Annotated in this window: 20 protein-coding genes; 9 read left to right on the top strand and 11 right to left on the bottom strand. The window is 70.1% G+C overall.

The features are described from left to right. Positions 1 to 354 precede the first annotated feature (354 nt). On the top strand, positions 355 to 1,428 hold the full coding sequence (locus AC1PK7_RS17630; protein WP_481098979.1) for a metal-dependent hydrolase: 1,074 nt from the start codon (positions 355 to 357) through the stop codon (positions 1,426 to 1,428). A gap of 7 nt (positions 1,429 to 1,435) precedes the next feature. Here AC1PK7_RS17630 and AC1PK7_RS17625 read toward each other — a convergent pair whose 3' ends face one another. The 5 genes from AC1PK7_RS17625 to AC1PK7_RS17605 form a co-directional block, all read right to left on the bottom strand. Next, positions 1,436 to 2,263 carry a methyltransferase domain-containing protein gene (locus AC1PK7_RS17625; RefSeq protein ID WP_420007861.1) on the bottom strand — a complete coding sequence of 276 codons (828 nt, stop codon included), beginning with the start codon at positions 2,261 to 2,263 and terminating at the stop codon, positions 1,436 to 1,438. A gap of 23 nt (positions 2,264 to 2,286) precedes the next feature. Beyond that, positions 2,287 to 3,285, bottom strand: a complete 999-nt coding sequence (dusB, locus tag AC1PK7_RS17620) for a tRNA dihydrouridine synthase DusB (RefSeq protein WP_481098978.1) — start codon at positions 3,283 to 3,285, stop codon at positions 2,287 to 2,289. A gap of 55 nt (positions 3,286 to 3,340) precedes the next feature. Then, positions 3,341 to 3,946, bottom strand: a complete 606-nt coding sequence (locus AC1PK7_RS17615; protein ID WP_481098977.1) for a DUF4893 domain-containing protein — start codon at positions 3,944 to 3,946, stop codon at positions 3,341 to 3,343. A gap of 94 nt (positions 3,947 to 4,040) precedes the next feature. Continuing rightward, entirely contained in the window at positions 4,041 to 4,994 is a 954-nt protein-coding gene (locus tag AC1PK7_RS17610) for a ribokinase (RefSeq protein ID WP_209247185.1), read from the bottom strand. A 66-nt stretch (positions 4,995 to 5,060) separates the two neighbouring features. Further along, a complete protein-coding gene (locus AC1PK7_RS17605) occupies positions 5,061 to 6,359 on the bottom strand; it encodes a NupC/NupG family nucleoside CNT transporter (protein WP_010342192.1) in 1,299 nt (432 codons plus the stop codon). Between the two features lie 218 nt (positions 6,360 to 6,577). Here AC1PK7_RS17605 and AC1PK7_RS17600 point away from each other — a divergent pair, with 218 nt between their 5' ends. From AC1PK7_RS17600 to AC1PK7_RS17580, 5 genes are all read left to right on the top strand, one after another. Continuing rightward, on the top strand, positions 6,578 to 7,549 hold the full coding sequence (locus tag AC1PK7_RS17600; protein ID WP_481098976.1) for an aldo/keto reductase: 972 nt from the start codon (positions 6,578 to 6,580) through the stop codon (positions 7,547 to 7,549). 180 nt (positions 7,550 to 7,729) lie between these two features. Continuing rightward, positions 7,730 to 7,930, top strand: a complete 201-nt coding sequence (gene hemP / locus AC1PK7_RS17595) for a hemin uptake protein HemP (RefSeq protein WP_017907561.1) — start codon at positions 7,730 to 7,732, stop codon at positions 7,928 to 7,930. Positions 7,931 to 8,105: 175 nt separating this feature from the next. Beyond that, positions 8,106 to 10,328: a TonB-dependent hemoglobin/transferrin/lactoferrin family receptor gene (locus AC1PK7_RS17590; RefSeq protein WP_481098975.1), complete on the top strand. Its 2,223-nt coding sequence runs from the start codon at positions 8,106 to 8,108 to the stop codon at positions 10,326 to 10,328. Positions 10,329 to 10,373: 45 nt separating this feature from the next. After that, a complete protein-coding gene (locus AC1PK7_RS17585; protein WP_481098974.1) occupies positions 10,374 to 10,928 on the top strand; it encodes a Hemin transport protein in 555 nt (184 codons plus the stop codon). Between the two features lie 49 nt (positions 10,929 to 10,977). After that, positions 10,978 to 11,916: a DUF6607 family protein gene (locus AC1PK7_RS17580; protein ID WP_481098973.1), complete on the top strand. Its 939-nt coding sequence runs from the start codon at positions 10,978 to 10,980 to the stop codon at positions 11,914 to 11,916. A gap of 132 nt (positions 11,917 to 12,048) precedes the next feature. Here AC1PK7_RS17580 and AC1PK7_RS17575 read toward each other — a convergent pair whose 3' ends face one another. From AC1PK7_RS17575 to AC1PK7_RS17550, 6 genes are all read right to left on the bottom strand, one after another. Continuing rightward, positions 12,049 to 12,918 (bottom strand): ABC transporter permease, encoded by an 870-nt coding sequence (locus AC1PK7_RS17575; protein ID WP_481098972.1) that lies wholly within the window; start codon positions 12,916 to 12,918, stop codon positions 12,049 to 12,051. Next, entirely contained in the window at positions 12,915 to 13,775 is an 861-nt protein-coding gene (locus tag AC1PK7_RS17570; RefSeq protein ID WP_481100923.1) for an ABC transporter ATP-binding protein, read from the bottom strand. Before AC1PK7_RS17570 ends, AC1PK7_RS17575 begins: the two co-directional genes overlap by 4 nt. Positions 13,776 to 13,794: 19 nt before the next feature. Next, a complete protein-coding gene (locus tag AC1PK7_RS17565) occupies positions 13,795 to 14,853 on the bottom strand; it encodes an ABC transporter substrate-binding protein (RefSeq protein WP_481098971.1) in 1,059 nt (352 codons plus the stop codon). A gap of 70 nt (positions 14,854 to 14,923) precedes the next feature. Next, positions 14,924 to 15,817 (bottom strand): TauD/TfdA dioxygenase family protein, encoded by an 894-nt coding sequence (locus tag AC1PK7_RS17560; protein ID WP_420007852.1) that lies wholly within the window; start codon positions 15,815 to 15,817, stop codon positions 14,924 to 14,926. Positions 15,818 to 16,081: 264 nt separating this feature from the next. After that, positions 16,082 to 18,565, bottom strand: coding sequence for an ABC transporter permease (locus tag AC1PK7_RS17555; RefSeq protein WP_481098970.1), 2,484 nt, complete (start codon positions 18,563 to 18,565; stop codon positions 16,082 to 16,084). Continuing rightward, entirely contained in the window at positions 18,562 to 19,164 is a 603-nt protein-coding gene (locus AC1PK7_RS17550) for an ABC transporter ATP-binding protein (protein ID WP_481098969.1), read from the bottom strand. The genes AC1PK7_RS17555 and AC1PK7_RS17550 overlap by 4 nt, the downstream gene beginning before the upstream one ends. Positions 19,165 to 19,288: 124 nt before the next feature. Between AC1PK7_RS17550 and AC1PK7_RS17545 the strand changes: the two genes are divergently transcribed. The 3 genes from AC1PK7_RS17545 (at position 19,289) to AC1PK7_RS17535 (ending at position 22,143) form a co-directional block, all read left to right on the top strand. Continuing rightward, positions 19,289 to 19,948 (top strand): arylesterase, encoded by a 660-nt coding sequence (locus AC1PK7_RS17545; RefSeq protein WP_481098968.1) that lies wholly within the window; start codon positions 19,289 to 19,291, stop codon positions 19,946 to 19,948. Between the two features lie 92 nt (positions 19,949 to 20,040). Beyond that, positions 20,041 to 20,754, top strand: coding sequence for a response regulator transcription factor (locus AC1PK7_RS17540; RefSeq protein WP_003481607.1), 714 nt, complete (start codon positions 20,041 to 20,043; stop codon positions 20,752 to 20,754). Between the two features lie 108 nt (positions 20,755 to 20,862). Next, positions 20,863 to 22,143, top strand: a complete 1,281-nt coding sequence (locus AC1PK7_RS17535) for a sensor histidine kinase (protein ID WP_481098967.1) — start codon at positions 20,863 to 20,865, stop codon at positions 22,141 to 22,143. Positions 22,144 to 22,201: the final 58 nt, after the last annotated feature.

The following is a 22,201-nucleotide window of genomic DNA, read 5'->3' as shown; positions in this document are numbered from 1 at the left end:
TCCTGCTTCAGGCAACGCAGATGAAATAGGCAGATGCGTCCCCGTCGGGGGGCGCCTTTCTGCATCGGGCACACCCGGAAGGCGGACATCTGGTGTGCGGGCGCAGCACTGCACCGTGCTTCTGCAGACCGTTGAGCCAAGGCGGCCTGCTTGTCGCCAGCAACCTCGCTTCCCATGGGAGGCCTCTCCACACTCGCGGTGCGGCGTGCTGGCAGCCGCCCAACCGGATGTCGGGAGCGAGCCGGCTCTATGCGATTCGCAGCGTGCCGGCCCGTATGTGCAACCGGGCGCGGCAGTGCTGCGGCCGCCCTGCATCGCTGCGCCCCATCCCCGCATCGTTGCTAGCATCGGCCGATGGATTCCCTCACCCAGATCGTGCTCGGCGGCGCCATTGCTGCCGCCATTGCCCCGGCCGCACATCGGCGCGCGGCACTGCTTGCTGGCGCCGCGCTCGGCACCGTGCCGGATCTCGATTCGCTGATCCTGTTGCCGTTGACCCGCGACCCGGTCACGTTGATGACGGTGCATCGCAGTTTCAGCCATTCGCTGTTCGTGCTGCCGTTGCTCGGCTGGCTGATCTGGTGGCTGTTCCGGCGCTTCGGCCATGGACGGGTCGCCGAAGCGCCGCGCCGCTGGTTCTGGGCGATCCAGCTGGCGCTGATCACCCATCCGCTGCTGGATGCGTTCACCGTCTACGGCACGCAGCTGTGGTGGCCGCTGCGGCCGCCGCCGACGATGTGGTCGAGCGTGTTCATCATCGATCCCGCCTACACGCTGTGGCTGCTGCTGGCCTGCGCCATCGCCTGGTTCGCGCGTGCGCGCCGGGTGGCGCAGCAGGCGTTGCTGGGCGGGTTGCTGTTGAGCAGCGCTTACCTGGGCTGGTCGCTGCTGGCCAAGCACCTGGTCGATCGCGAGGCCGATCGTGCGCTGGCGGCGATGGGCCTGGCGCAGGCGCCGCGCTTCTCGGTGCCCATGCCGTTCAACACGTTGTTGTGGCGGGTGGTGGCGATGACGCCGAGCGGCTACGTCATCGGCGAGCGTTCGCTGGCCGCCGATCGCGGGCCGATGCGCTTCCAGGGCTATCCCTCCAACACCCAGGCGCTGGCGCAGGTGCGCGCGCTGCCGGCGGTGCAGCGGTTGAGCTGGTTCAACCGCGGCTTCATGCGCGCGCAGGTCCAGGACGGTGAACTGGTGCTCAGCGACCTGCGCATGGGCCTGGAACCGGACTACAACTTCAACTTCGCGGTGGCGCGGCAGCGCGGCGACGGCTGGGCGGCGGTTCCGCCGCGGCAGTTGCAGGCCGCCTACCGGGCGCCGGAGGCGCGTGGGCAAATCGGTGCAGCGCTGGCGCGGATGTGGCAGCGGATCTGGGTCGAGCCGGCGTCGCCCGCGCCGGTCGGCGCGCAGGCGTCGCCCGCGGCGCAGTAAACGCCGCTCAGTACACGGTCGCGTGCGCCTGCACGAACGAATAGAAGAACACTGCGTCCGGGTCGCTCTGTACCTGCGCCATTTCCCGGCGCATTCCCGCAACGGTCTCCTCATCCACGGCGCCGGCCTGCAGCAGCCGTTCGGCCGCCGACAGCAGCAGTTCCTCCCAAAACCCAATCATGGTCTTGCGCCGCGCCGGTTCGCGGTTGTCCAGGTGCAGGGTCTTGATCTGCGTGCTGACGTCGCGATAGCCGCCGGCCAGCAGCAGGTTGCCGAGCTTGGCGCCGACGAACGGGTCGCCGCCATGGTCGTACTGGAAGTCGTTGAACGCCATCCAGTAGCGCCACACGTTCGGGGAGTACGGGTGCAGCAGGAACGAGGCGTTCATCACCTCGGTCACGTATACCGGCGATCCCGGCGCCAGCACCCGCCGCACTTCGCTGAGCACCCGCGCCGGCGACGGCACGTGCTCCAGCACCCAGCACAGGAACGCCGCATCGAAGCTGCGCGGCTGGAACGGCAGGTCGCCGGCATCGGCCTGCTGCAGCGTGTAGCGGTCCTGGCACCAGGGCATGCGCTGCAGGTTCTCGCGTGCGGCCTGCAACTGCGCTTCGCTCAGGTCGATGCCGGTGACGTGCAGTTCCGGGAAGCGCCGCAGCAGCACTTCGGTCTGCGCGCCGACGCCGCTGCCCACTTCGAGCAGGCGCCGCGCGCCGGTGTAGTCGATCTGGTTGAACAGGGTGGCTTCCAGCAAGCGCGCCTGTTTCAGCAGGCGCGCCTGCTCGGTGTCGGAATAGCCGTGCAGGTAGGTCGGGGTGTCGGGAGACGAGCGCATGGCGGTGCTCCAGGGAGAAAACGTCAGGCGGCGGCGGACAAGGCCGGTGGCACGCCGGCGATCAGCGCATCGAAGTACTCGGCGGTCAGCGCCAGTTGCGCCTGCGCGCTCTCGGCACGGTTGACCACGGCGCGGAACGCGGCGTTCTCGGGCCGATCCTTGGCGTACCAGCCCAGGTGCTTGCGCGCGATGCGCACGCCTTGCGTCTCGCCGTAGAAATCGTGAAGGGCCTGCAGGTGGCCGAGCAGGGTGTCGCGCACGAACGCCAGCGACGGCGCCGGCAGGAGTTCGCCGGTGGCCAGATAGTGCGCGATCTCGCCGAAGATCCACGGCCGGCCCTGCGCCGCGCGCCCCACCATCACCGCATCGGCGCCGGTCGCGGCCAGCACCTGCGCCGCTTTCTGCGGGGAGTCGATGTCGCCGTTGGCGATCACCGGGATGCGCAGCATCGCCTTGATCTGGGCGATGGTGGCGTATTCGGCCTGGCCGCTGTAGTGCTGGTCGCGGGTGCGCCCATGCACCGCCAGCGCGGCGATGCCGCAGTCCTCGGCGATGCGCGCGATGACCGGGCCGTTGCGGTGGTCGCAATCCCAGCCGGTGCGGATCTTCAGCGTCACCGGCACCGGCGAGGCCTTCACCACCGCAGTGAGAATGCGCGCCACCAGCGCCTCGTCGCGCATCAGCGCCGAGCCGGCCCAGGCGTTGCAGACCTTCTTGGCCGGGCAGCCCATGTTGATGTCGATCAGTTGCGCGCCATGGTCGGCGTTGTAGCGCGCGGCCTCGGCCAGTTGCTGCGGTTCGGTGCCGGCGATCTGCACGCTGACCGGGTCCGGCTCGCCGGCATGGTCCATGCGCTGCAGCGACTTGCGGGTCTGCCAGAAGCGCGGATCGGAAATGGTCATTTCCGACACCGCCAGCCCGGCGCCCAGGCGCTTGCACAGCAGCCGGAACGGCTTGTCGGTGACCCCGGCCATCGGTGCCAGGATCACCTTCGGTTCGATCGTGTAGGGGCCGATGCGCATGCGCGTAGTGTAGCGGGGCGCATGCGCTGGCGGGCCGGGCGGCGCCGCGCGGCCGTCAGCGCATCAGTTGGTACAGCTCGAAACCGGTGTCCTTGCCGTCCAGGATCAGCAGCAGTTCGTTCGGGCCCAGCGCGACCAGGCGGCCGACGCTGTTGCCATGCGTGCCATCGGAAACATGACCGGGCGCGTACACCGCTTCCGGCTCGTCGTTGACCGTGCTGGCGCCGAGGAAGGCCAGTTCGCGGCTGCCGGCGGACAGCGGATACAGCGTGCCGCTGCGCCGCTGCGAGCCGCTGGTCTTGCTCAGGTGGTAGCCGCAGGGATCGCGGCGGATCTCGGCCTTGAAGTAGGGATAGGCGTAGGCGAAGTGCGGATCGACCTGGATCGAGCGCACCTTCCAGCGGCCCTCCAATGTGCCGGGCGCCTGCGGCGTCTGCGCGCGCTGCAGCAGGGTCCGCGCCAGCGCCGCGCCCTGTTCCTGCTCGGCATCGTCGTAATGCGCCGCGATCACCTGCTGCAGCCGCTCGGCGGAGACGGTCACCGCGGCGCGGTCGGCATCGGCGGCCAGGCTGTTCCAGTCGCAGCGTGGTGCCGCGGCGACGGACAGCGGGAGCAGCAGCGCACACAGCGCGGCGAACTGGGTGACGGAACGGCGGGGCATCGGCAACTCCTTGTCGGATGCGTGGCCGGCGCAGCGCCGGCGCTGGTTTGTGATGGCAGGCAACGGCGACGGCCGGCACCGTCGCGCCGATCGCTCAGCCGGCCTCGGGCGTCAGCCGCGGCATCGACGCCGCCGCGCCTTCGGCCTCGGTGGAGCGCGCCGCATAGTGGTTGGCGAAGCGAACGTGGGTGGCGAACGCGGCGTTCGGCGACTGCGCCAGCGACGCCACCAGGGCGCCGTTGAAGGCATCGCCGGCGCCGGTGGTGTCCACCGTGTGCGCGGTTTCGGCGCCGATCCGGTAGTAGGGCTGGGTGTCGCCGAGCAGGCGCTCCTCGGGGTGCGAGATGAACGCGCCCACCGCGCCCAGCGTCACCACCACGGTGCCGCCCGGCAGCAGCTTGCGGCACAGCGCGTGCAGGCTGCCGCCATCGGTGGCGGCGACGTCGTCGGCGTCCACGCGCACGCCGACATGGCGCGCCAGCAGGGCGGCGAACTCGGTTTCGTTGGGGGTCAGCACGTCGGCCAGCTTGAGCAGGCCGATGCTGGTCTGCGCATTGGCCGGGGCGGCGTTGAGCACGGTGGTCAGGCCGGCCTCGCGGGCGAGGGCGAGGGTGCCCTCGATGGTCTCGATCGGCGATTCCAGCTGCGCCAGCAGCACCCGCGCCGAGCCCAGCAGCGGGCGCTGCGCCTGCACGAAGTCCAGGCTCAGCGCGGCGTTGGCGCCGGCGCCGATGACGATGGTGTTGCGGCCATGGCCGTCGACATAGATGCCGCCGGTGCCGGTCGGCTCGCTGCTCGCCTCAGCCACCAGGGTGATGCCGTCCTGCGCGGCCAGACCACGCGCCATCGCGCCGCCGGCATCGTCGCCGAGCGCGCAGACGAAGCTGGTGCGCGCGCCGGCACGTGCCGCCGCCACCGCCTGGTTGAAGCCCTTGCCGCCGGGGCCGGTGCTGTAGCGGCCGGCGATGGTCGCCCCCGGTGCGGGCAGATTCTCGCAACGCCACACATGGTCGACATTGAACGAACCGACGACGATGACCGAACTCATAGGCATGTACTGCTTCTCGACTGGAACTGAAAAAGGAAAAACGGTGGAGCGGATGTTGCGGCCGGATCAGGCGAAGTGCGACAGCACCCCGGCGATGGTCGCGGTCATGAAGGTGGCGATCGAGCCGCCCAGCACCGCACGCAGGCCGAAGCGGGCCAGGTCGTGGCGGCGTTCGGGGGCCAGGCCGCCGATGCCGCCGATCTGGATTGCGATCGAGCTGAAGTTGGCGAAGCCGCACAGCGCATAGGTGGCGACCAGCCGGCCCTCCGCGCTCAGGCTCACGCCCGGCACCTGGCCCTGGACGATACGCGACAGTTCGGTATACGCGACGAACTCGTTGATGACCACCTTCTGGCCGATCAGCGAACCGACCGTGGTCGCATCCGGCCACGGCGTGCCGATCACCCAGGCCACCGGCGCCAGCACGTAGCCGAAGATGGTGGACAGGTTGGTCGGGCGGCCGATGACGCCGGCCAGGCCGGTGACGTCGCCGATCCAGGTCAGCGGCGCATTGACCAGCGCGATCAGGGCGATGAACGCCAGCAGCATCGCGCCGATGTTCAGCGCCAGGCGCAGGCCGTCGCCGGCGCCGGCGGCAGCGGCGTCGATCACATTGCTGGTGGTCTTCTCCACTTCCATCTTGACCGTGCCGCGGGTCAGCGGCGTGCCGGTTTCCGGAATCAGCAGCTTGGCCACCACCAGCGTCGCCGGCGCGGCCATGATGCTGGCCGCCAGCAGATGCTTGGCGTAGAACGCCTGCTGCGCCGGGTCGCCGCCGCCGAGCATGCCCACGTAGGCCGCCAGCACGCCGCCGGCGATATGCGCCATGCCGCCGATCATCATCGTCAGCAGTTCGGACTCGGTCATGCGCGGGATGTACGGGCGTACCGTCAGCGGCGCTTCGGTCTGGCCGATGAACACGCTGGCGCAGACGCTGGTGGTCTCGGCGCCGGACACGCGCATCACCTTGGTGATCGCCCAGGCCATCACCCGCACCACCGCCTGCATCACCCCCAGGTGGTACAGCACGCCCATCAGCGCGGAGAAGAAGATGATGGTCGGCAGCACCTGGAAGGCGAAGATGAAGCCGTAGGTCTTGGTGTCGAGCAGGCTGCCGAAGATGAAGCTGGAGCCTTCGTTGACGAAGCTCAGCACCTTGACGAACACCTGGCCGAGCCAGTCGAACACTTCGCGGCCGCCGGGAACCAGCAGCACCAGCGAGGCGAAGCCGATCTGCAGGACCAGGCCGGTCGCGACCAGCTTCCAGTCCACCGCGCGGCGGTTGTTGGAGAACAGCCAGGTGATCCCGATCAACACCGCCAACCCGAACAGGCCGAAGCCGATCCTTCCCAATCCCTCGACCATCTGCGTCCCCGGTCCCCGACCAAAGACGGGAAGCCTAGTGCAGGGGGTGACGGCCGGCAAGGCGAGCGGTGTTCAGATGGGGGATTGGGGATTTGGGATTGGGGATTCGCAAGCGCGGGGAGGCGCCCTGCTATTGGCAGGGCGATGTCGGGCGCCGCCGCTACACTGTGCGGCCGCCCCCGGCCGTGCCGTGGGTTTGTTCAGCAGGAGGAGTTGCCATGCATTACCGTCGCCTCGGTGCCACCGGGCTGCAACTGTCGGCGCTGTCGTTCGGCGCCTGGATCAACTTCGGCGGGCAGACCGGCCGCGACGAAGCGCGCAACCTGATCGCCGCCGCCTGGGACCACGGCATCAACTTCTTCGACAACGCCGAGGTCTATGCGCACGGCCGCGCCGAGCAGGTGATGGGCGACGTGATCGCCGACCTGCGGCTGCCGCGCGACGGGTTCTGCGTGTCCAGCAAGGTCTACTTCGGCGCGGTCGAGTCGCCACGCCCGACCCAGCGCGGGCTCTCGCGCAAGCACGTCACCGATGCCTGCCATGCCGCGCTCAAGCGGCTGCGGGTGGAGTATCTGGATCTGTACTACTGTCACCGCCCCGATCCGGACACGCCGGTGGAGGAAACCGTGCGCGCGATGGACGCGCTGATCCGCCAGGGCAAGGTGCTGTACTGGGGCACCTCCGAGTGGCCGGCCGAGCGCATCCGCGAGGCGGCGCAGGTGGCGCGTGCTCTGGGCCTTCACGGGCCGTCGATGGAACAGCCGCAATACAACCTGCTGCATCGCGAGCGCGTGGAGCAGGAGTACGCGCCGCTGTACGCCGAACTGGGCCTGGGCACCACCATCTGGTCGCCGCTGGCCTCGGGCCTGCTCACCGGCAAGTACAACGACGGTATCGATCCCGCCTCGCGGCTGGGCCAGGAGCGCAATGCCTGGCTGCAGCAGGAGGTCATCGGGCCGCCGGCGCAGCGCCGTGTCGAGCGCGCGCGCGCCTTCACCGCGCTGGCCGCGGAAGAGGGCGTGGCGCCGGCGTCGCTGGCGATCGCCTGGTGCCTGCGCAACCCGCACGTCTCCACCGTGATACTCGGCGCCAGCCGGGTCGCGCAGTTGCTGGAGAACCTGGCCGCCCTGGAACTGGCCGAGCGCGACGACGCGGCGTGGTGGGAGCGGATCGAAGCCGCCGTGCGCTGAGCACGGCCTGCGTTGTGCCGCCGCGGTGGAGCAACGCGCGTTGCGGTGCCTCGTAATCTTTGGAATCTTTCGATATCGAAATTTCGATCTGGATTGCGAATCGAATCGGGCGAGAATGGGTCTTGATTAAGTATTGAGAATCATTATCATCTCGATGCACCCCGTGGATGGAGTTCGACCATGACCGCTCAACCCGTGCTGTTGCGTCACCCCGAGACCCTGAGCCTGCGCGAGCGCACCGTGCCGCGCGCCGTGCCGGCAGAAGAAACCATCAGCAGCCAGGCGCTGCTCAAGGGCCGCCGCGAAGTGCTGATCCAGCACGGCGACCGCGTCTATCGCCTGCGCCACACCAGCAACGACAAGCTGATCCTGACCAAGTAACGCCGTCCGGCCGCCACGCGCGGCCGGCCTCCCCGCTCGATCTGCCGCCACCTGGCCGACGCCCTTGCGCGCCGGCCGCGGCCGCCTCGCAGTCGCGATCCTTCTCTCCCCCTCGGCCAGGCGCGGACCCCGCGCCGTGCCGGTCGAGGGTCTTCCGCGACCACCGATGCTCTCCATGTTCCGTACCGCCCCGCTCACCGGCGCGCTGTGGCTGGCCCTGGCCGCCGGCGCGCATGCCGCTCCTGCATCCGCACCCTCTTCCTCCAACGCTGACGCCAGCGCCGCGTCCGCCGTGCGCGATTTCGATCGCCTGCAGGTCACCGCCACCCGCACCCAGCGCGCCATCGTCGACGTGCCCGGCAGCGTCGATGTGATCGACCGCGAACAGATGGACCGCGCCCTGGTCCACGACCTGAAGGATCTGCTGCGCTACACGCCCGGCCTGTCCGCCACCGGCAACAGTGGACGCTTCAGCGGCATCTCCGGCATCCGCATCCGTGGCCTGGACGGCAATCGGGTGCTGATCCAGACCGACGGCATCCCGGTCTCGGACACCTTCAGCTTCGGCAGCTACCTCAACGCCAACCGCAATTTCGTCGACATGGACACGCTCAAGCGCGTGGAGATCGTGCGCGGCCCGGCCAGCGCGCTGTACGGTTCGGATGCGCTGGGCGGCGTGGTCGCCTACGTCACCAAGGATCCGGCCGACTATCTGGCGCCGGGCAAGGACAGCTACGTCGGCCTGAAGTTCGGCTACGAGAGCGAGTGGAAGGGCCTGTTCGCCGGTGCGCTGGTCGCCTTCGGCGGCGACCGCTGGAGCGGCATGGCCGCGGTCAGCCATCGCCAGGGCCAGGAAAGCGAGACCCAGGGCGACAACCGCAGCGTCGGCGCCGCCCGCACCACGCCCAATCCGCTCAGCAGCGACGGCCGCAGCCTGCTCAGCAAGCTGGTCTACGCGCCCAGCGCCAACCAGCGCTTCAAGCTGACCGTCGAAGGCAACGAGGACTACTCCCGCATCGATGCGCTGAGCAACGTCACCGCCAGCATCCTGTCGCAGCGCGGCCGCGACCATCAGACCCGCGCCCGCGTGTCGCTGGGACACGAGGTGGAGCAGCTCGATACGCTGCTCGCCGACGACCTGCAGTGGCAGCTGTACCGCCAGGACAGCCAGAGCCTGCAACGTACCGACGAACGCCGCAGCAACGGCACGCTGCGGCACATGGAGCACGACTTCGACCAGCGCCTGTACGGGCTGCAGGCCAACCTGCACAAGCGGGTGGAGCAGGGTCGCGTCGTGCACGACTTCAGCTACGGCATCGATCTGTCGCACACCGACACCCACGAGAAGCGCGACGGCCACACGCTGAACCTGCGCACCGGCGCGATCAGCAAGACCGTGGGCATGGAGACCTTCCCGGTCCGCGACTTTCCGATCACAGAGACGCTCAAGGCCGGCGCCTACCTGCAGGACGAGATCGCGCTGGCCGACGGCCGCGTCAGCCTGATTCCAGCGCTGCGTGCGGACTATTACCGGCTGTCGCCGCAGGTCGATGCGATCTTCGCCACCGACAATCCCGGCGTGGCGGCGAAGAAGATCAGCGACCGCAACGTCTCGCCCAAGCTCGGCGCGATCTGGCGCCTGGACGATGCCTGGTCGCTGTACGCCAACTATGCGCACGGCTTCCGCGCGCCGCCCTACAACGACGTCAATATCGGCTTCACCAACCTGCTGATCGGCTACACCGCGATCGCCAATCCCGACCTGAAGCCGGAGACCAGCCGCGGCGCCGAGCTGGGCGTGCGCTACGTCGGTCCGGCTATCTACGCCGGCCTGAGCGCCTACCGCAACGCCTACCGCGACTTCATCGAGTCCTACCGCTTCGTCGGCTTCAACGCCGACGGCCTGATGCTGTATCAATCGCGCAACGTCGACCGGGTCACCATCCGCGGCGTGGAAGCCAAGGCCGGCATCGACTTCGGCGCACTCGGCGCGCGCTGGGCCGGCTGGTCGCTGCAGGCCAGCGCGGCGTATGCGCGCGGCGATAACCGCACCGACGGCACCCCGCTCAATTCGGTGGATCCGCTGCGCGGCGTGCTCGGCCTGGGCTACGACCGCAGCACCTGGGGCACGCAACTGGTCGCCACCGCGGTGGCGAAGAAGCGCCGGCCGGAACTGCCGACCTATTACACCCCGGCCGGCTACGCGACGCTGGACCTGCTCGCGCACTGGCGCTTCACCGAAGGCGCGCGGCTCGACGTCGGCGTGTTCAACCTGGCCGACCGCCGCTACATCGACTGGAACATGCTGCCCGGCGCAACCCTGGCCAGCAGCGCCGTGCTCGACCGCTATACCGGCGCCGGGCGCAACGTCTCGGTCAGTTTGGCGCTGGATTGGTAGCGGCGCGTGCGCACGGTGTCGCCAGCGCGGACGGAGCAGGAGCGGATGGCCGCGTTTGCGCCGCTGCCGCGTCCGGCGCAACTGGCCGCGCTGGGCACCGTGCTATGCCTGTACCGCGCCCGCACCGGCGCCGAACTGATCGGCTGGCGCCACGCCCGCAGCGTGGCCGCGCACCTGGACGTGGACAGCGACGGCGTGCTGGAGAGCCTGCGCTTCTACGACCGCCAGCAGCAATGCTGCTGGCGCCTGTACCTGCTGCCGGACAGCGATTTCGTCGCCTGGGACACGCTGTTGTCGGCGTTGCCCGCGGCACAGGACGCCGCCGACGGCGGTGTTGCCGAACGACTGTGGCGGCGCGTGGCCGGTCGCCTGCGCGGCGATGGATGGCATGCACGGGCGCTGCGTCTGCACGCGGCCGATGGCGTGCTGGCGGCCAGTGTGGCCGGCGTGTCGCCGCTCGGCGCCAGCATCGCCAGGCGCATTGCGCGCCTGGAGGCGGCCGAAGGCGATGTGCTGGTCGACGACTGCTGTTGCGCCCGCGCCGGCCGCCCTGCGCCGCGCCCCGATCCCGAGCGGCCGTGGCCGCTGCTGCGATTGTGAGCGGCCGATCGCGCTTCTCCGTTTTCCCTCCACAACGACCCACCTCTCGATGATGAAAGCTCCGCCTCTGTTCTGCGCCCTGCTGCTAGCCGGCAGCCTTCCCGTCCATGCCGAAACCGCCGATCCGGCGCGCGATCGTGCCAGCATCCTGGCGATGCAGGGCGAGTACACGGTGGCGTTCGCCTTCGACGAGACCGTGCTGCTGCAACCCGGCTACACGCGCGCCGCGCCAATGCGCAGCGGCGGCGACGAAGTGGTGATCGTGGTCGAGGACAGCCCGCGCAAGGTGGTGCTGCAGCACCTGCTGGTGGAACCCAAGAGCGGCCATGTGACCAAGCACTGGCGCCAGGACTGGGTCTACGAGGCGCCGCAGCGTTTCGAGTTCAGCGCCGACCAGACCTGGCAGGTGCGCCCGCTCGATGCGGCGGCCACCCGCGGCGCCTGGACCCAGTGCGTGTACGAGGTCAGCGACGCGCCGCGCTACTGCGGCACCGGGCGCTGGGACTACGCCGATGGCCATCCGACCTGGACCAGCGACCTGAGCTGGCGCCCGTTGCCGCGCCGCGAGTACACCAAGCGCAGCGACTACAACGCACTGGCGGTGATCAACCGGCACACGTTGACCCCGGCCGGCTGGACCCACGAGCAGTTCAACACCAAGGTGCTGCGCAAGCCCGACGGCAGCCAGCAGGCGATTGCCCGCGAGTTCGGCTTCAACGACTACGTCAAGACCACTAAGGTGGATTTCGCCCCTGCCTACGCCTACTGGAAGGCGACCCAGGGCTACTGGGCCAGGGTGCGTGCGCGCTGGGACGGCCTGCTCGGCAAGCCGCCGGGCGTGCAACTGAAGACCAAGGTCGATGGCATGGCGATCATCGTGCCGCTGTTCGGCCAGGCCGAGGCGGTGCAACAGGGCAAGCCGGTCAGCGATGCGCAACTCGATGCGGTGTTCGCGCAATGGACGGCGCCGGCAGCGGCCGCGCGCTGAGGTCAGCGCCGGCGCCACAGCCAGGGTGGGGAAGGCGGCCGGGATGGCGCCTTCCCCTTTTTTGCGTTGTGACCGATGCGCGGGCGTCCGTACCCCTTGACGACCCGCCGAGGAGGATGACGCCCGAATCGCTCAGCGCTGCATGCCCCAGCGGCGCACGGTGAGCCGTTCCAGCACGCGGAAGCCTGCGCCTTCCACCAGCAGGCCGAGCAGGATCACCATCGCCAGCCCGGCGAAGACGCGGTCGGTGTAGAGCTCGTTGCGATTCTGGAAGATGTACCAGCCCAGGCCGCCCTGGCCGGAGGTGGCGCCGAACACCAGTTCGGCGGCGATCAGCGTGCGCCATGCGAAGGCCCAGGCGATCTTCAGGCCCGACAGGATCGCCGGCAGCGCGGCCGGTACCAGGATCGCGACCACGTAGCGCAGGCCGTGCAGGCCGTAGTTGCGCGCGGCCATGCGCAGCGTTTCCGGTACGCCCTGGAAACCGGCATAGGTGTTCAGCGCCAGCGGCCACAGCACCGCGTGCACCAGCACGAACACCAGGCTGCCATTGCCCAGGCCGAACCACAGCAGGGCCAGCGGCAGCAGGGCGATCGCCGGCAACGGATTGAACATCGCGGTCAGCGTGCCCAGCAGGTCGCGGCCGATCCGGGTCGAGACCGCCAGCGCGGTCAGGCCGAAGGCCAACGCGACGCCGAGCGCATAGCCCTGCGCGAGCATGCGCAGCGACGCGCCGACCCGGCCCAGCAGTTCGCCGCTCCACAGTCCGTCGGCGAAGGCACGCGCGGTCTGCAGGAAGCTCGGTAGCAACAGGTCGTCGCCGAGCCAGCGCGCCGCCGCCTCCCACAGTGCCGCCAGCGCGACCAACACCAGCGCCTGGCGCAGCCAGTCCGGTAATTGCCGGCGCCGCGCCGCGGCTGCCGGCACCGTGGCGGTGTAGGGCACAACCGGGTTCTCGTACTCGGCGCGAATCGGTGGCCGCAACGGTGCGGCGGCACTCATGGCGCGGCCTCGCGCACGCCGGCGCGCCGACGCAACGGGGCCACATTGCTGGCGGCCGTCGCCGTGCCCTCGGTGTCGTCCCCGACGTCGGCGGCGGCCGGCGGATCGAACAGCAGCCGATGGATGCGCTGCGCGGCGTGCTGGAACGCCGGGCTGCCGACGCTGGTGGGGCCGAAACCATGGCTGTTGAGTTCGGCGCGCACCTGGCCCGGATGCGCCGACAGCAGCACGATGCGGCTGCCGACCAGCAAGGCCTCCTCGATCGAGTGGGTCACGAACAACAGGGTGAAGCGCGCCTCCTCCCACAGTTCCAGCACCTCTTCCTGCATGCGCTGGCGGGTCAGTGCATCGAGCGCGGCGAACGGTTCGTCCATCAGCAGCACGCGCGGTTGCATGGCCAGCGCCCGCGCGATCGCCACGCGCTGTTTCATGCCTCCGGACAAAGTGTGCGGATAGGCATCGGCGAACGCCGACAGCCCGACCTTGTGCAGGAAATGATCCGCGCGCTCGCCCGCTTCGCGCCGCCCCAGCCTGCGCGCCGCGCGCAGGCCGAAGGCGACGTTCTGGCGCACCGTCTTCCACGGCGCCAACTGGTCGAATTCCTGGAACACCACCACCCGGTCCGGCCCCGGTGCGCGCAGCACCTGCCCATCCAGGCGGATCTGTCCTTCGCTGGGCGCGACGAAACCGGCGATGGCCTTGAGCAGGGTCGATTTGCCGCAGCCCGACGGGCCGAGCAGCACCAGCCGGTCGGCGGCGTACACGTCGAAACTGACCTGGTGCGTGGCGCGGACCACGCGCGGCCCGCTGGCGTAGTCCAGGCTGACCCGTTCGAGCTGCAGCAACGGCGCCGGCATCAAGGCGAAGGGATTCATCTCAGCTGCCTCCGGCGACTTGCGCGCTGTCGAAGAAATAGTCCCTGACCGAGGTCGGCGCCTGCTTGATCGCGCCGATCCGGGAAAGGAACTGGCCGAGCTTGAGCGTGTTCTGCGGTGCGGTCTTGAACTGCACCTTCGGGTCCTTGAGGATGCGCAGCACCAGCGCGCGGTCGATCTTGCCGCCATTGCGGCGCACGAACAGGTCCGCCGCCTGTTCCGGCTGGCGCTGCACGAAGACCGCCGCCTCGGCCAGCGCGGCGACGAAGGCCTGGTAGGTCTTGGGATTGTCGCGGCGGAATTTCTCGGTGGCGTACAGCACCGTGGCCGAGGTCGGGCCGCCTTCGATCGCGTACGAATCGAGCACGATGTGCGCCTTCGGGTTGCGCGCCAGTTCCTGTTCCTGGAACGGCGGGCTGGCGAAGTGCGCGGTGATCTCGGTGCCGCCGCGGATGATCGCCGCGGCCGCGTCGGGATGCGGCAAGGCCACCTGCTGCGCGTCCAGCCGGTTGTAGGCGCGCTCGCCCCAGCGCTGCGCCGAGGCATGCTGCAGCAAGCGCGACTGCACCGACACGCCGACCGCCGGCACCGCGATGCGGTCGCGCGGGCCGAAGTCGTCCAGGGTCTTGATCCGCGGATCGTTGCTGATCAGGTAGTAGGGGAAGTTGCCCAGCGAGGCCACGCCGCGCACGTTCTGGCGGCCGCGCGTGCGATCCCACAGCGTGAACAGCGGGCCGACGCCGGCGCCGGCCACGTCGATCGACCCGGACAGCAGCGCATCGTTGGCGGCCGCGCCGCCGGACAGCTGCACGGTCTCCACCGCGATGTCGAGGCCGGCGGCCTTGCCGTGCTTCTCGATCAGCTTCTGCTCCTGGGCCACGTCCAGCAGCAGGTAGACGATGCCGTATTGCTTGGCGATGCGCAGCCGGCCTTCGGCCTGCGCAGGCTGGGTGTGCAGCAGGGCGACGGCGAGCAGCGCGGCGGCGAACCAGCGCAGTCGTCGCCGCGCCGCGGCCGGCGGCGCGGTGGGCAGGAGAGCGGGCGAATCGAAAGCGGTCATGCGTCGTTCCAGTGGGGGAGAGGACTGCGCTGTCGGATAGCGGCGGATGCGCCGCGTGGAGGGGCGTGGCTCAGAACGGCACGTCGCCCTCGATGGTGGTGCGGTGCAGGCGCCGGCGCAGGTGGTCCGGGGTGCCGCCGGCCAGGTGGGTGACCGAGCGGTTGTCCCAGAACACCATGTCGTGCGCCTGCCAGCGATGCCGATAGACCAGCGCATCGGCGCTGCTGTGCGCGAACAGCGCCTGCAGCAGCGCATCGCTTTCGTCCTGCGGCAGGCCGACGATGCGGGTGGTGAAGTGTTCGCTGACGAACAGCGCGCGGCGCCCGGTCTCCGGATGGGTACGCACGATCGGATGGCGCACCGGCGGCACCTCGTCGATCTGCGCCTGGGTCAGCGGCGGCCGCCACGGATTGCGCTTGCGCAGGTCCTCGTACTTGGCCAGGTAGCTGTGCTCGGCCAGGCGTCCGTCGACCGCGCGTTGCAGCTCAAGCGGCAGCGTGTCCCAGGCCAGGTGCTGGTTGGCGAACAAGGTGTCGCCGCCCTCGGCCGGCAACTCCTGCGCCAGCAGCATCGAGCCCAGGCTCGGGGTCGGCTTGTACGACAGGTCCGAATGCCAGTAGTGGCCGGCATCGCCCAGCCCGATCGGCTGGCCATGCTCCTTGATGTTGGACACCACCAGCACTTCCGGGTGGTCGCGCAACTGGAACTGGCGCAGCACATGGATCTGCAGCGGGCCGAAGCGGCGGCTGAAGGCGACCTGTTGCGCCGGGGTGATGCGCTGGTCGCGGAACACCAGCACGTGGTAGTGCAGGTGCGCTCGATGCAGCAGCGCGAACGTGCTGGCGTCCAGCGGCTGTGTCAGGTCCAGCCCCAGCACCTGCGCGCCCAGCGGCGCGGCGAACGGTTCGATGCGGACCGTCGGCGCGGCGGCGGCCGGCCGTGTTGCGATGGATGCGCGTGCCATGCGGCGGCCTCGTCTGCGAAGGATGCGACGCCGCGGCTCCGGCATGCGGCGTCCATGCCCACTGTAGGCCGCGTCCGGCGCGCGTCGAAGCAACGATTCGGATGGTGCTTATAGGCAACCGGCATATGCTTGGTGCCGGGATTCGGGATTCGGGATTCGGGATTCGTCTTGGTCCGCCGATCGCCGTCGGCGGTGCGCGCCGCCGATGGTTGCACGGCGACGCCCGCGTCTTGCAGCGGCCCGGTGTGCCGGGCCGCCGTGTGCTCAGTTCTCGCGCAAGGCCAGCGCCGGCGGCGTGCGCAGGATGCGCCGGGTGCCGGACCAGCCGGCGAGCAGGCTCAGCGCCACGCCGCCGAGGCCGCCGAGCAGTAGCGCCGGCCACGGCGGCGACAGCGCGAGGTCGAAGGCCTGCCTGGCCACCACCACGCCGATGATCGCGGCCGCGCCGACCGCAAGGATCGCCGCGAGCAGGCCGAGCGCGCCGAACTCCACCAGCACCGCGCCGCGCAATTGCCCGCGGCGTGCGCCCAGGGTGCGCAGCACCGCGCTGTCGTAGCGGCGCTCGCCGGCGGTGGCCTGCAGGGCGGCGAGCAATACCAGCGCACCGGCCAGCAGGCTGAAACCCATCACCAGTTGCACCGCCTGGGCGACGCGGTCGATGACCTCGCGCACGCGCTGCAGGATCGCGTCGATGTCCAGCAGCGACACGTTCGGATAGGCGCGGCTGAGCCCGCTCAGTTGCGCGGCCGAGGCGCGCGGCAGATGGAAGGCGGAGATCAGGTTGTACGGCGCGTCCTGCACCGCGCCGGCGTTGAGCAGCAGGAAGAAGTTGACGCGGAACGAATCCCAGTCGGCCTTGCGCAGGCTGGTCACGGTGAAGCTGCGCTGCTGGTCGCCGAGCAACAGGGTGATGCGGTCGCCGAGCTTGAGCCCGTAGCGCTGCGCCCAGCCTTCCTCCACCGAGGCTTCGGCGGCGGTGCTGTTGGCGGCCCAGAAGCGGCCGGACAGCAGCCGGTTGGCGGCGGGGAACTCATGCCGCCAGGAGAAGTTGATCGGCCGGTCGCTGCCGTCGCCCTCGTCGTCCGGACCCTGCTCGCGGCGTTGTGGCGGCTTGCCGTTGATCGCCACCAGCTTGCCGGTGCTGAACGGCTCCACCGCCGCGTCGGCCACGCCGAGCGTGCGCAGGGTGCCCAGCACCTGCTCGGCCTGGTCGGGCTGGATGTTCATCAGGAAGTAGTTGGGCGTGTCCGCGGGCAGTCGGTCGCGCCATTGTCCCAGCAGGCCGGGGCCGATCACCGCCAGCAACAGCAGGGCGCACAGCGACAGCGACAATCCCACCAGTTGCACCACGCTCAGCGCGCGGCGCCGGGTCAGCGCCGCCAGGCCCAGCTTCCATGGCCCGCGCAGGCGTCCCTGCAGCCGCCGCAGCACCGCCAGCAGCACGCTGCCCACCGCCGCGGCCAGCGCCGCCAGCAGGGTCAGGCCGCCCAGTACCCAGGCCGCCAGCACGCCGTCGCCGGTGGCGTAGACCGCCAGCACCACGGTGGCGACCAGCGCGGCGGCGTAGACCAGCAGCGAGGTCGGCGGCAGCGCGGCGAAGCTGCGGTTGAGCACGCGCATCGGCGGCACGTCGCGCAGACGCAGCAGCGGCGGCAGGCCGAAGCCGAGCAGCAGCAACAGGCCGATGCCGGCGCCGGCCAGCGCCGGCGTCGCCTGCGGCAACGGCAGGCGGTTGGGAATCAGGCTACCCAGCGCTTCGACCAGGCCGACCTGGGCCAGCATGCCCAGGCCCACGCCGAGCGCGCAGGCGGGGATCGCCAGCAGCAGCAACTGCAGGGCCAGCGCGCCGAGGATGTCGCGCTGGCGCGCGCCCAGGCAGCGCAGCACGGCCACGTTGTCGATGCGGCGCAACGCGAAACGGTTGGCGGCCAGTGCGGTGGCGACGCCGGCCAGCAGCACCGCCAGCAACGCGGCCAGCGCCAGGAAACGCCCGGCGCGGTCGAAGGCGCCGCGCACGCCGCGCTGGGTGTCCTCGATGCCGACCAGGCGGAATGCCTTGGCGCGCGGCGCCAGCCATGCGCGCAGGGCGGCGATCTCGCCCGGCGCGCCGGCGAACATCAGCCGGTAGGACGCGCGGCTGCCGGGCCCTAGCAGGCCGGCGGCATCGACGTCGGCGCGGTTGACCAGCAGCGGCGGCGACAACTGCATCAGTTCGCCGGAGGCATCCGGTTCGGCGCGCAGCACCCGGGTCACGCGCAGCGTGCCGGCGCCGAATTCCAGCGCGTCGCCGAGCTTCAGGCCCAGGGCCTCGAGCAGGCGCGGATCGGCATAGGCCTCCCCGCGTGGCGGCGGCCCGGTGCGTTCGCTGCCGGCGCCGACGGTATCGCGCGCCACCAGCAGCTCGCCGCGCAGCGGATAGCCGGCGCCCACCGCCTTGATGTTGGCCATCTGGCTGGCGTCGCCATGGAACAGCACGCTCGGGAAACTGACCAGGCGCGTGCTGCGCAGCCCGCGCCGCTGCGCCTCCTCGGCGAAGGCGGCGGGGATGTCCTGGCGCCCGCTGACGCCGAGGTCGCCGCCGATCACCTCGGCGGCGCTGCCGGTCAGCGCCAGGGTCACCCGGTCGACCAGGGTGCCGACCGCGGTCATCACCGCCACGCCCAGCACCAGCGCGGCGAACACGGTCAGCAGATCGCCAGCGAACAGTTCGCGGCGCAGTGCGCGCGCGGCGTGGCGCAGCACGTTCATGCGGCATCCGCCGCGTCGGCGGCGCGCAGGCGGCCGCTGTCGAGGCGGTAGCGGTGCTCGCAGCGCTGCGCCAGGCGCATGTCGTGCGTGACCAGCACCAGCGTGGTGTCGCTGCCGGCGTTGAGCGCGAACAGCAGGTCGCTGATCTGCTGCCCGGTGGCCTGGTCGAGGCTGCCGGTGGGCTCGTCGGCGAAGAGGATGCGCGGCCGCGCCACGAACGCGCGCGCCAGGGCCACGCGCTGCTGCTCGCCGCCGGACAATTGCCGCGGATAGTGCCGTGCCCGCGCGCTCAGCCCCACCGCCTCCAGCACCTCGCGCACCCGTGCCGGATCCTCGCGGCCGGCCAGTTCCAGCGGCAGGGCGATGTTCTCGGCCGCGGTCAGCGACGGCAGCAGGTGGAAACTCTGGAACACGAAGCCGACCTCGCGCGCGCGCAGTGCGGCGCGTGCTTCCTCGTCCAGCGCATTGAGCGACTGTCCGGCCAGCAAGATCTCGCCGCGCGTCGGCAGGTCGAGGCCGGCCAGCAAGCCGAGCAGGGTGGTCTTGCCGGAGCCGGAGGCGCCGACGATGGCGACGCTGTCGCCTTCACCGATGGTCAATCCGACCTTGTCGAGAATGTGGACCGTACCCTCCGGTCCGCTGACGGATTTGCCGACATCGCGCACGTCGATGGCGATGCCGGCGCGAAGCGTGGGGGCCTGACTGTCGATGAGGGAATCTCCGATGCGTGGTGATGAGACGAGAAGCAAGCCGGCCTGGACGCGCCGCGCCTGGCTGCTGCTGGCATGGTGGGTGCTGCTGCCCGTCATCGCCTGTGCCAAAGGTGCGACGGGTCCGGTGCTGGTGCTCGGCGACAGCCTCAGCGCCGCGCACAACATCCCGGTGCAGTCCGGCTGGGTGGCCTTGCTGGACAAGCGCCTGCAGCAACAGATGCGGACGCCGCCGGCGGTGGTCAATGCCAGCATCAGCGGCGAGACCTCCTCCGGCGCGCTGACCCGGCTGCCGGCGCTGCTGCAGAAGCACCGGCCGTCGGTGGTGGTGATCGAACTGGGCGGCAACGACGCGTTGCGCGGGCTGAGCCCAGCCGAACTGCGCGGCAACCTGGAGAAGATGATCGTGCTCAGCCGTGACGCGGGCGCGAAGGTGTTGTTGCTGGGCATCGATGTGCCGCCGAACTACGGCCCGGGCTACCGCCAGCGCCTGCGCGCGGTCTACGCGGACCTGGCCAAGCAGTACCGGACCGGCCTGTTGCCATTCCTGCTGGAGGGCGTGGCGCTGAATCCGGCGCTGATGCAGGGCGACGGTCTGCACCCCACCGCCGCGGCCCAGCCCAAGGTGCTCGACAACGTGTGGCCGCAGCTCAAACCATTGATCGCGCAATAGTTTTTTTCCGGCTCAGGCAAATGAAGCGGTCTTCACGCCGCCACCACCGCACATCCGGCATGTTTCACAAAGCTGAAGACTGAGGAAGCGTTATGCGTCAGACCAAGGAAACATCCGGGCTCGTGCTGGTCGTGGAAGACAACCGCAATATTTCCGAGATGATCGGCGAGTATCTGGAGGGCCGCGGATTCGAAGTGGATTACGCCTGCGATGGCCTGGACGGCTACCGCCTGGCGGCCGAGAACAGTTACGACGTCGTGGTGCTGGACCTGATGCTGCCGCGTCTGGACGGCATCGAAGTGTGCCGCCGCCTGCGCAACGACGCGCGCAAGTCCACCCCGGTGCTGATGCTGACCGCGCGCGACACGCTCGACGACAAGCTTACCGGCCTGGGCTTCGGTGCCGACGACTACCTGACCAAGCCGTTCGCGATCCAGGAACTGGAAGCGCGCCTGCGCGCGCTGATCCGCCGCGAGCGCCGCCAGGTCGGCTCGGAAGTGCTGAAGGTGGCTGATCTAGTGCTGGACCCGGTGAGCATGCGTGCCACCCGCGCCGGCACCGAGCTGCAGCTCTCGCCGATCGGCCTGCGCCTGCTGACCATCCTGATGCGCGAATCGCCGCGCGTGGTCACCCGCCAGGAGATCGAGCGCGAGATCTGGGGCAACGGCCTGCCGGATTCGGACACCCTGCGCAGCCATCTGTACAACCTGCGCAAGATCATCGACAAGCCGTTCGACCGCCCGCTGCTGCACACCGTGCAGAGCGCCGGCTACCGCATTGCCGACATCGCCCAGCCGATGAGCTGAGGCGTCGCCCGATCGTGACATCCGCAGCGGCTCCGGTGAACGGGGCCGCTTGCACGAAAGGCTCACGATCGGCCTTCCTATAATCGCGGCAACGATCACGGATGCCGTATGCCGCACGGGTTGCCGCGCAAACTTCGCCTCGCCCTGATCGCCCGCATCGTGTTTGCGGGCTGCGTGGTCACGCTTGCCAGTTATCTGGTGGTGGCGATCGTGCAGCACTCGCTGGTCGGCTCGATCCTGCAGCAGGAAGCGCGCTATTACTGGCGCGTACATGCGCAGCAGCCGCAGCAGCTTCCGCCCAACACCCACAGCCTGCGCGGCTACCTGGTGGCGCCCGGCCAATCCGATGCCGCCGTGCCTGTCGACCTGCGGGGGCTGGCGCCCGGCCTGCACGAGGACCGCCCCGGCGGGGAGATCGTGCTGGTCGACCAGAATCCGTCCGGCCGCCTGTACCTGGTGTTCCTGCGCGCGCCGGCGCAGCGGCTGGCGTTCTGGTTCGGCGTGGTACCGACCCTGCTGACGCTGATCGCGGTGATCGTGGTCGCCTGGCTGACTTGGCGGGTGTCGCGACGCTTGCTGTCGCCGATGAACTGGCTGGCGCGGCGGGTCTCGCGCTGGGATCCGCGGCACCCGGCCGCCGCCGAGCTGGCCCCGGAAAACCTGCCGGCCGACGTACAGGGCGAGGCGCGGCAGTTGGCCGCCGCGCTGCATGCGCTGGCCCAGCGCGTCACCGACCACGTCGCCCGCGAACGCAACTTCACCCGCGATGCCAGCCACGAACTGCGCACCCCGCTGACGGTGATCCGCGTCGCCACCGACATCGCGATGACCGAGCAGGAACTGCCGCCGCGCCTGAACCGCAGCCTGCAGCGGATCCAGCGTGCCGGCCGCGACATGGAAGCGGTGATCGACGCGTTCCTGATCCTGGCGCGGGAAGCGGACGTGGTGCCGCAGAGCGAGACCATCGACGTCGCCGAGCTGGTGGAATACGAGGCCGAGAACGCGCGCGAGCTGCTGGCGGACAAGCCGGTCGCCCTGAGCGTGCGCGTGCTGGCCCCGGCCACGCTGCACGCGCCGCCGCGGGTGCTGCACGTGGTGGTCAGCAACCTGCTGCGCAACGCCTGCAGCTACACCGATGCCGGACGCGTGGAGGTCGAGGTCGAGGCCGACCGCATCCGCATCCGCGATACCGGCATCGGCATGTCCGAGGAGGCGCTGCGGCATGCCTTCGAGCCATTCTTCCGCGCCGAACCGGAGCGTCCGCAGGGCACCGGGCTGGGCCTGTCGATCGTGCGCCGGCTATGCGACCGCTTCGGCTGGCAGGTGGCCCTGGAAAACACCGAGGGCGGCGGCATCCTCGCGACGGTGCGGTTCGCCCCGGCGACTTGACGCCGGCAGGTTCGTGTCGGCGCAGGCCGGCACCCTGGCGCTGGCCTGTGCCGGCTCA

The organism is Xanthomonas sp. NCPPB 3174 (assembly GCF_056725205.1).
The sequence above is the reverse complement of the archived record's forward strand: the minus strand, read 5'-3'. Positions and strand labels throughout refer to the sequence as shown.

Bases quoted from the DNA above. Each gene is read 5' to 3' on its own strand.
- AC1PK7_RS17630 (WP_481098979.1), top strand. From the start codon at position 355: ATGGATTCCCTCACCCAGATCGTGCTCGGCGGCGCCATTGCTGCCGCC.
- AC1PK7_RS17625 (WP_420007861.1), bottom strand. From the start codon at position 2,263: ATGCGCTCGTCTCCCGACACCCCGACCTACCTGCACGGCTATTCCGAC.
- dusB (WP_481098978.1), bottom strand. From the start codon at position 3,285: ATGCGCATCGGCCCCTACACGATCGAACCGAAGGTGATCCTGGCACCG.
- AC1PK7_RS17615 (WP_481098977.1), bottom strand. From the start codon at position 3,946: ATGCCCCGCCGTTCCGTCACCCAGTTCGCCGCGCTGTGTGCGCTGCTG.
- AC1PK7_RS17610 (WP_209247185.1), bottom strand. From the start codon at position 4,994: ATGAGTTCGGTCATCGTCGTCGGTTCGTTCAATGTCGACCATGTGTGG.
- AC1PK7_RS17605 (WP_010342192.1), bottom strand. From the start codon at position 6,359: ATGGTCGAGGGATTGGGAAGGATCGGCTTCGGCCTGTTCGGGTTGGCG.
- AC1PK7_RS17600 (WP_481098976.1), top strand. From the start codon at position 6,578: ATGCATTACCGTCGCCTCGGTGCCACCGGGCTGCAACTGTCGGCGCTG.
- hemP (WP_017907561.1), top strand. From the start codon at position 7,730: ATGACCGCTCAACCCGTGCTGTTGCGTCACCCCGAGACCCTGAGCCTG.
- AC1PK7_RS17590 (WP_481098975.1), top strand. From the start codon at position 8,106: ATGTTCCGTACCGCCCCGCTCACCGGCGCGCTGTGGCTGGCCCTGGCC.
- AC1PK7_RS17585 (WP_481098974.1), top strand. From the start codon at position 10,374: ATGGCCGCGTTTGCGCCGCTGCCGCGTCCGGCGCAACTGGCCGCGCTG.
- AC1PK7_RS17580 (WP_481098973.1), top strand. From the start codon at position 10,978: ATGATGAAAGCTCCGCCTCTGTTCTGCGCCCTGCTGCTAGCCGGCAGC.
- AC1PK7_RS17575 (WP_481098972.1), bottom strand. From the start codon at position 12,918: ATGAGTGCCGCCGCACCGTTGCGGCCACCGATTCGCGCCGAGTACGAG.
- AC1PK7_RS17570 (WP_481100923.1), bottom strand. From the start codon at position 13,775: ATGCCGGCGCCGTTGCTGCAGCTCGAACGGGTCAGCCTGGACTACGCC.
- AC1PK7_RS17565 (WP_481098971.1), bottom strand. From the start codon at position 14,853: ATGACCGCTTTCGATTCGCCCGCTCTCCTGCCCACCGCGCCGCCGGCC.
- AC1PK7_RS17560 (WP_420007852.1), bottom strand. From the start codon at position 15,817: ATGGCACGCGCATCCATCGCAACACGGCCGGCCGCCGCCGCGCCGACG.
- AC1PK7_RS17555 (WP_481098970.1), bottom strand. From the start codon at position 18,565: ATGAACGTGCTGCGCCACGCCGCGCGCGCACTGCGCCGCGAACTGTTC.
- AC1PK7_RS17545 (WP_481098968.1), top strand. From the start codon at position 19,289: ATGCGTGGTGATGAGACGAGAAGCAAGCCGGCCTGGACGCGCCGCGCC.
- AC1PK7_RS17540 (WP_003481607.1), top strand. From the start codon at position 20,041: ATGCGTCAGACCAAGGAAACATCCGGGCTCGTGCTGGTCGTGGAAGAC.
- AC1PK7_RS17535 (WP_481098967.1), top strand. From the start codon at position 20,863: ATGCCGCACGGGTTGCCGCGCAAACTTCGCCTCGCCCTGATCGCCCGC.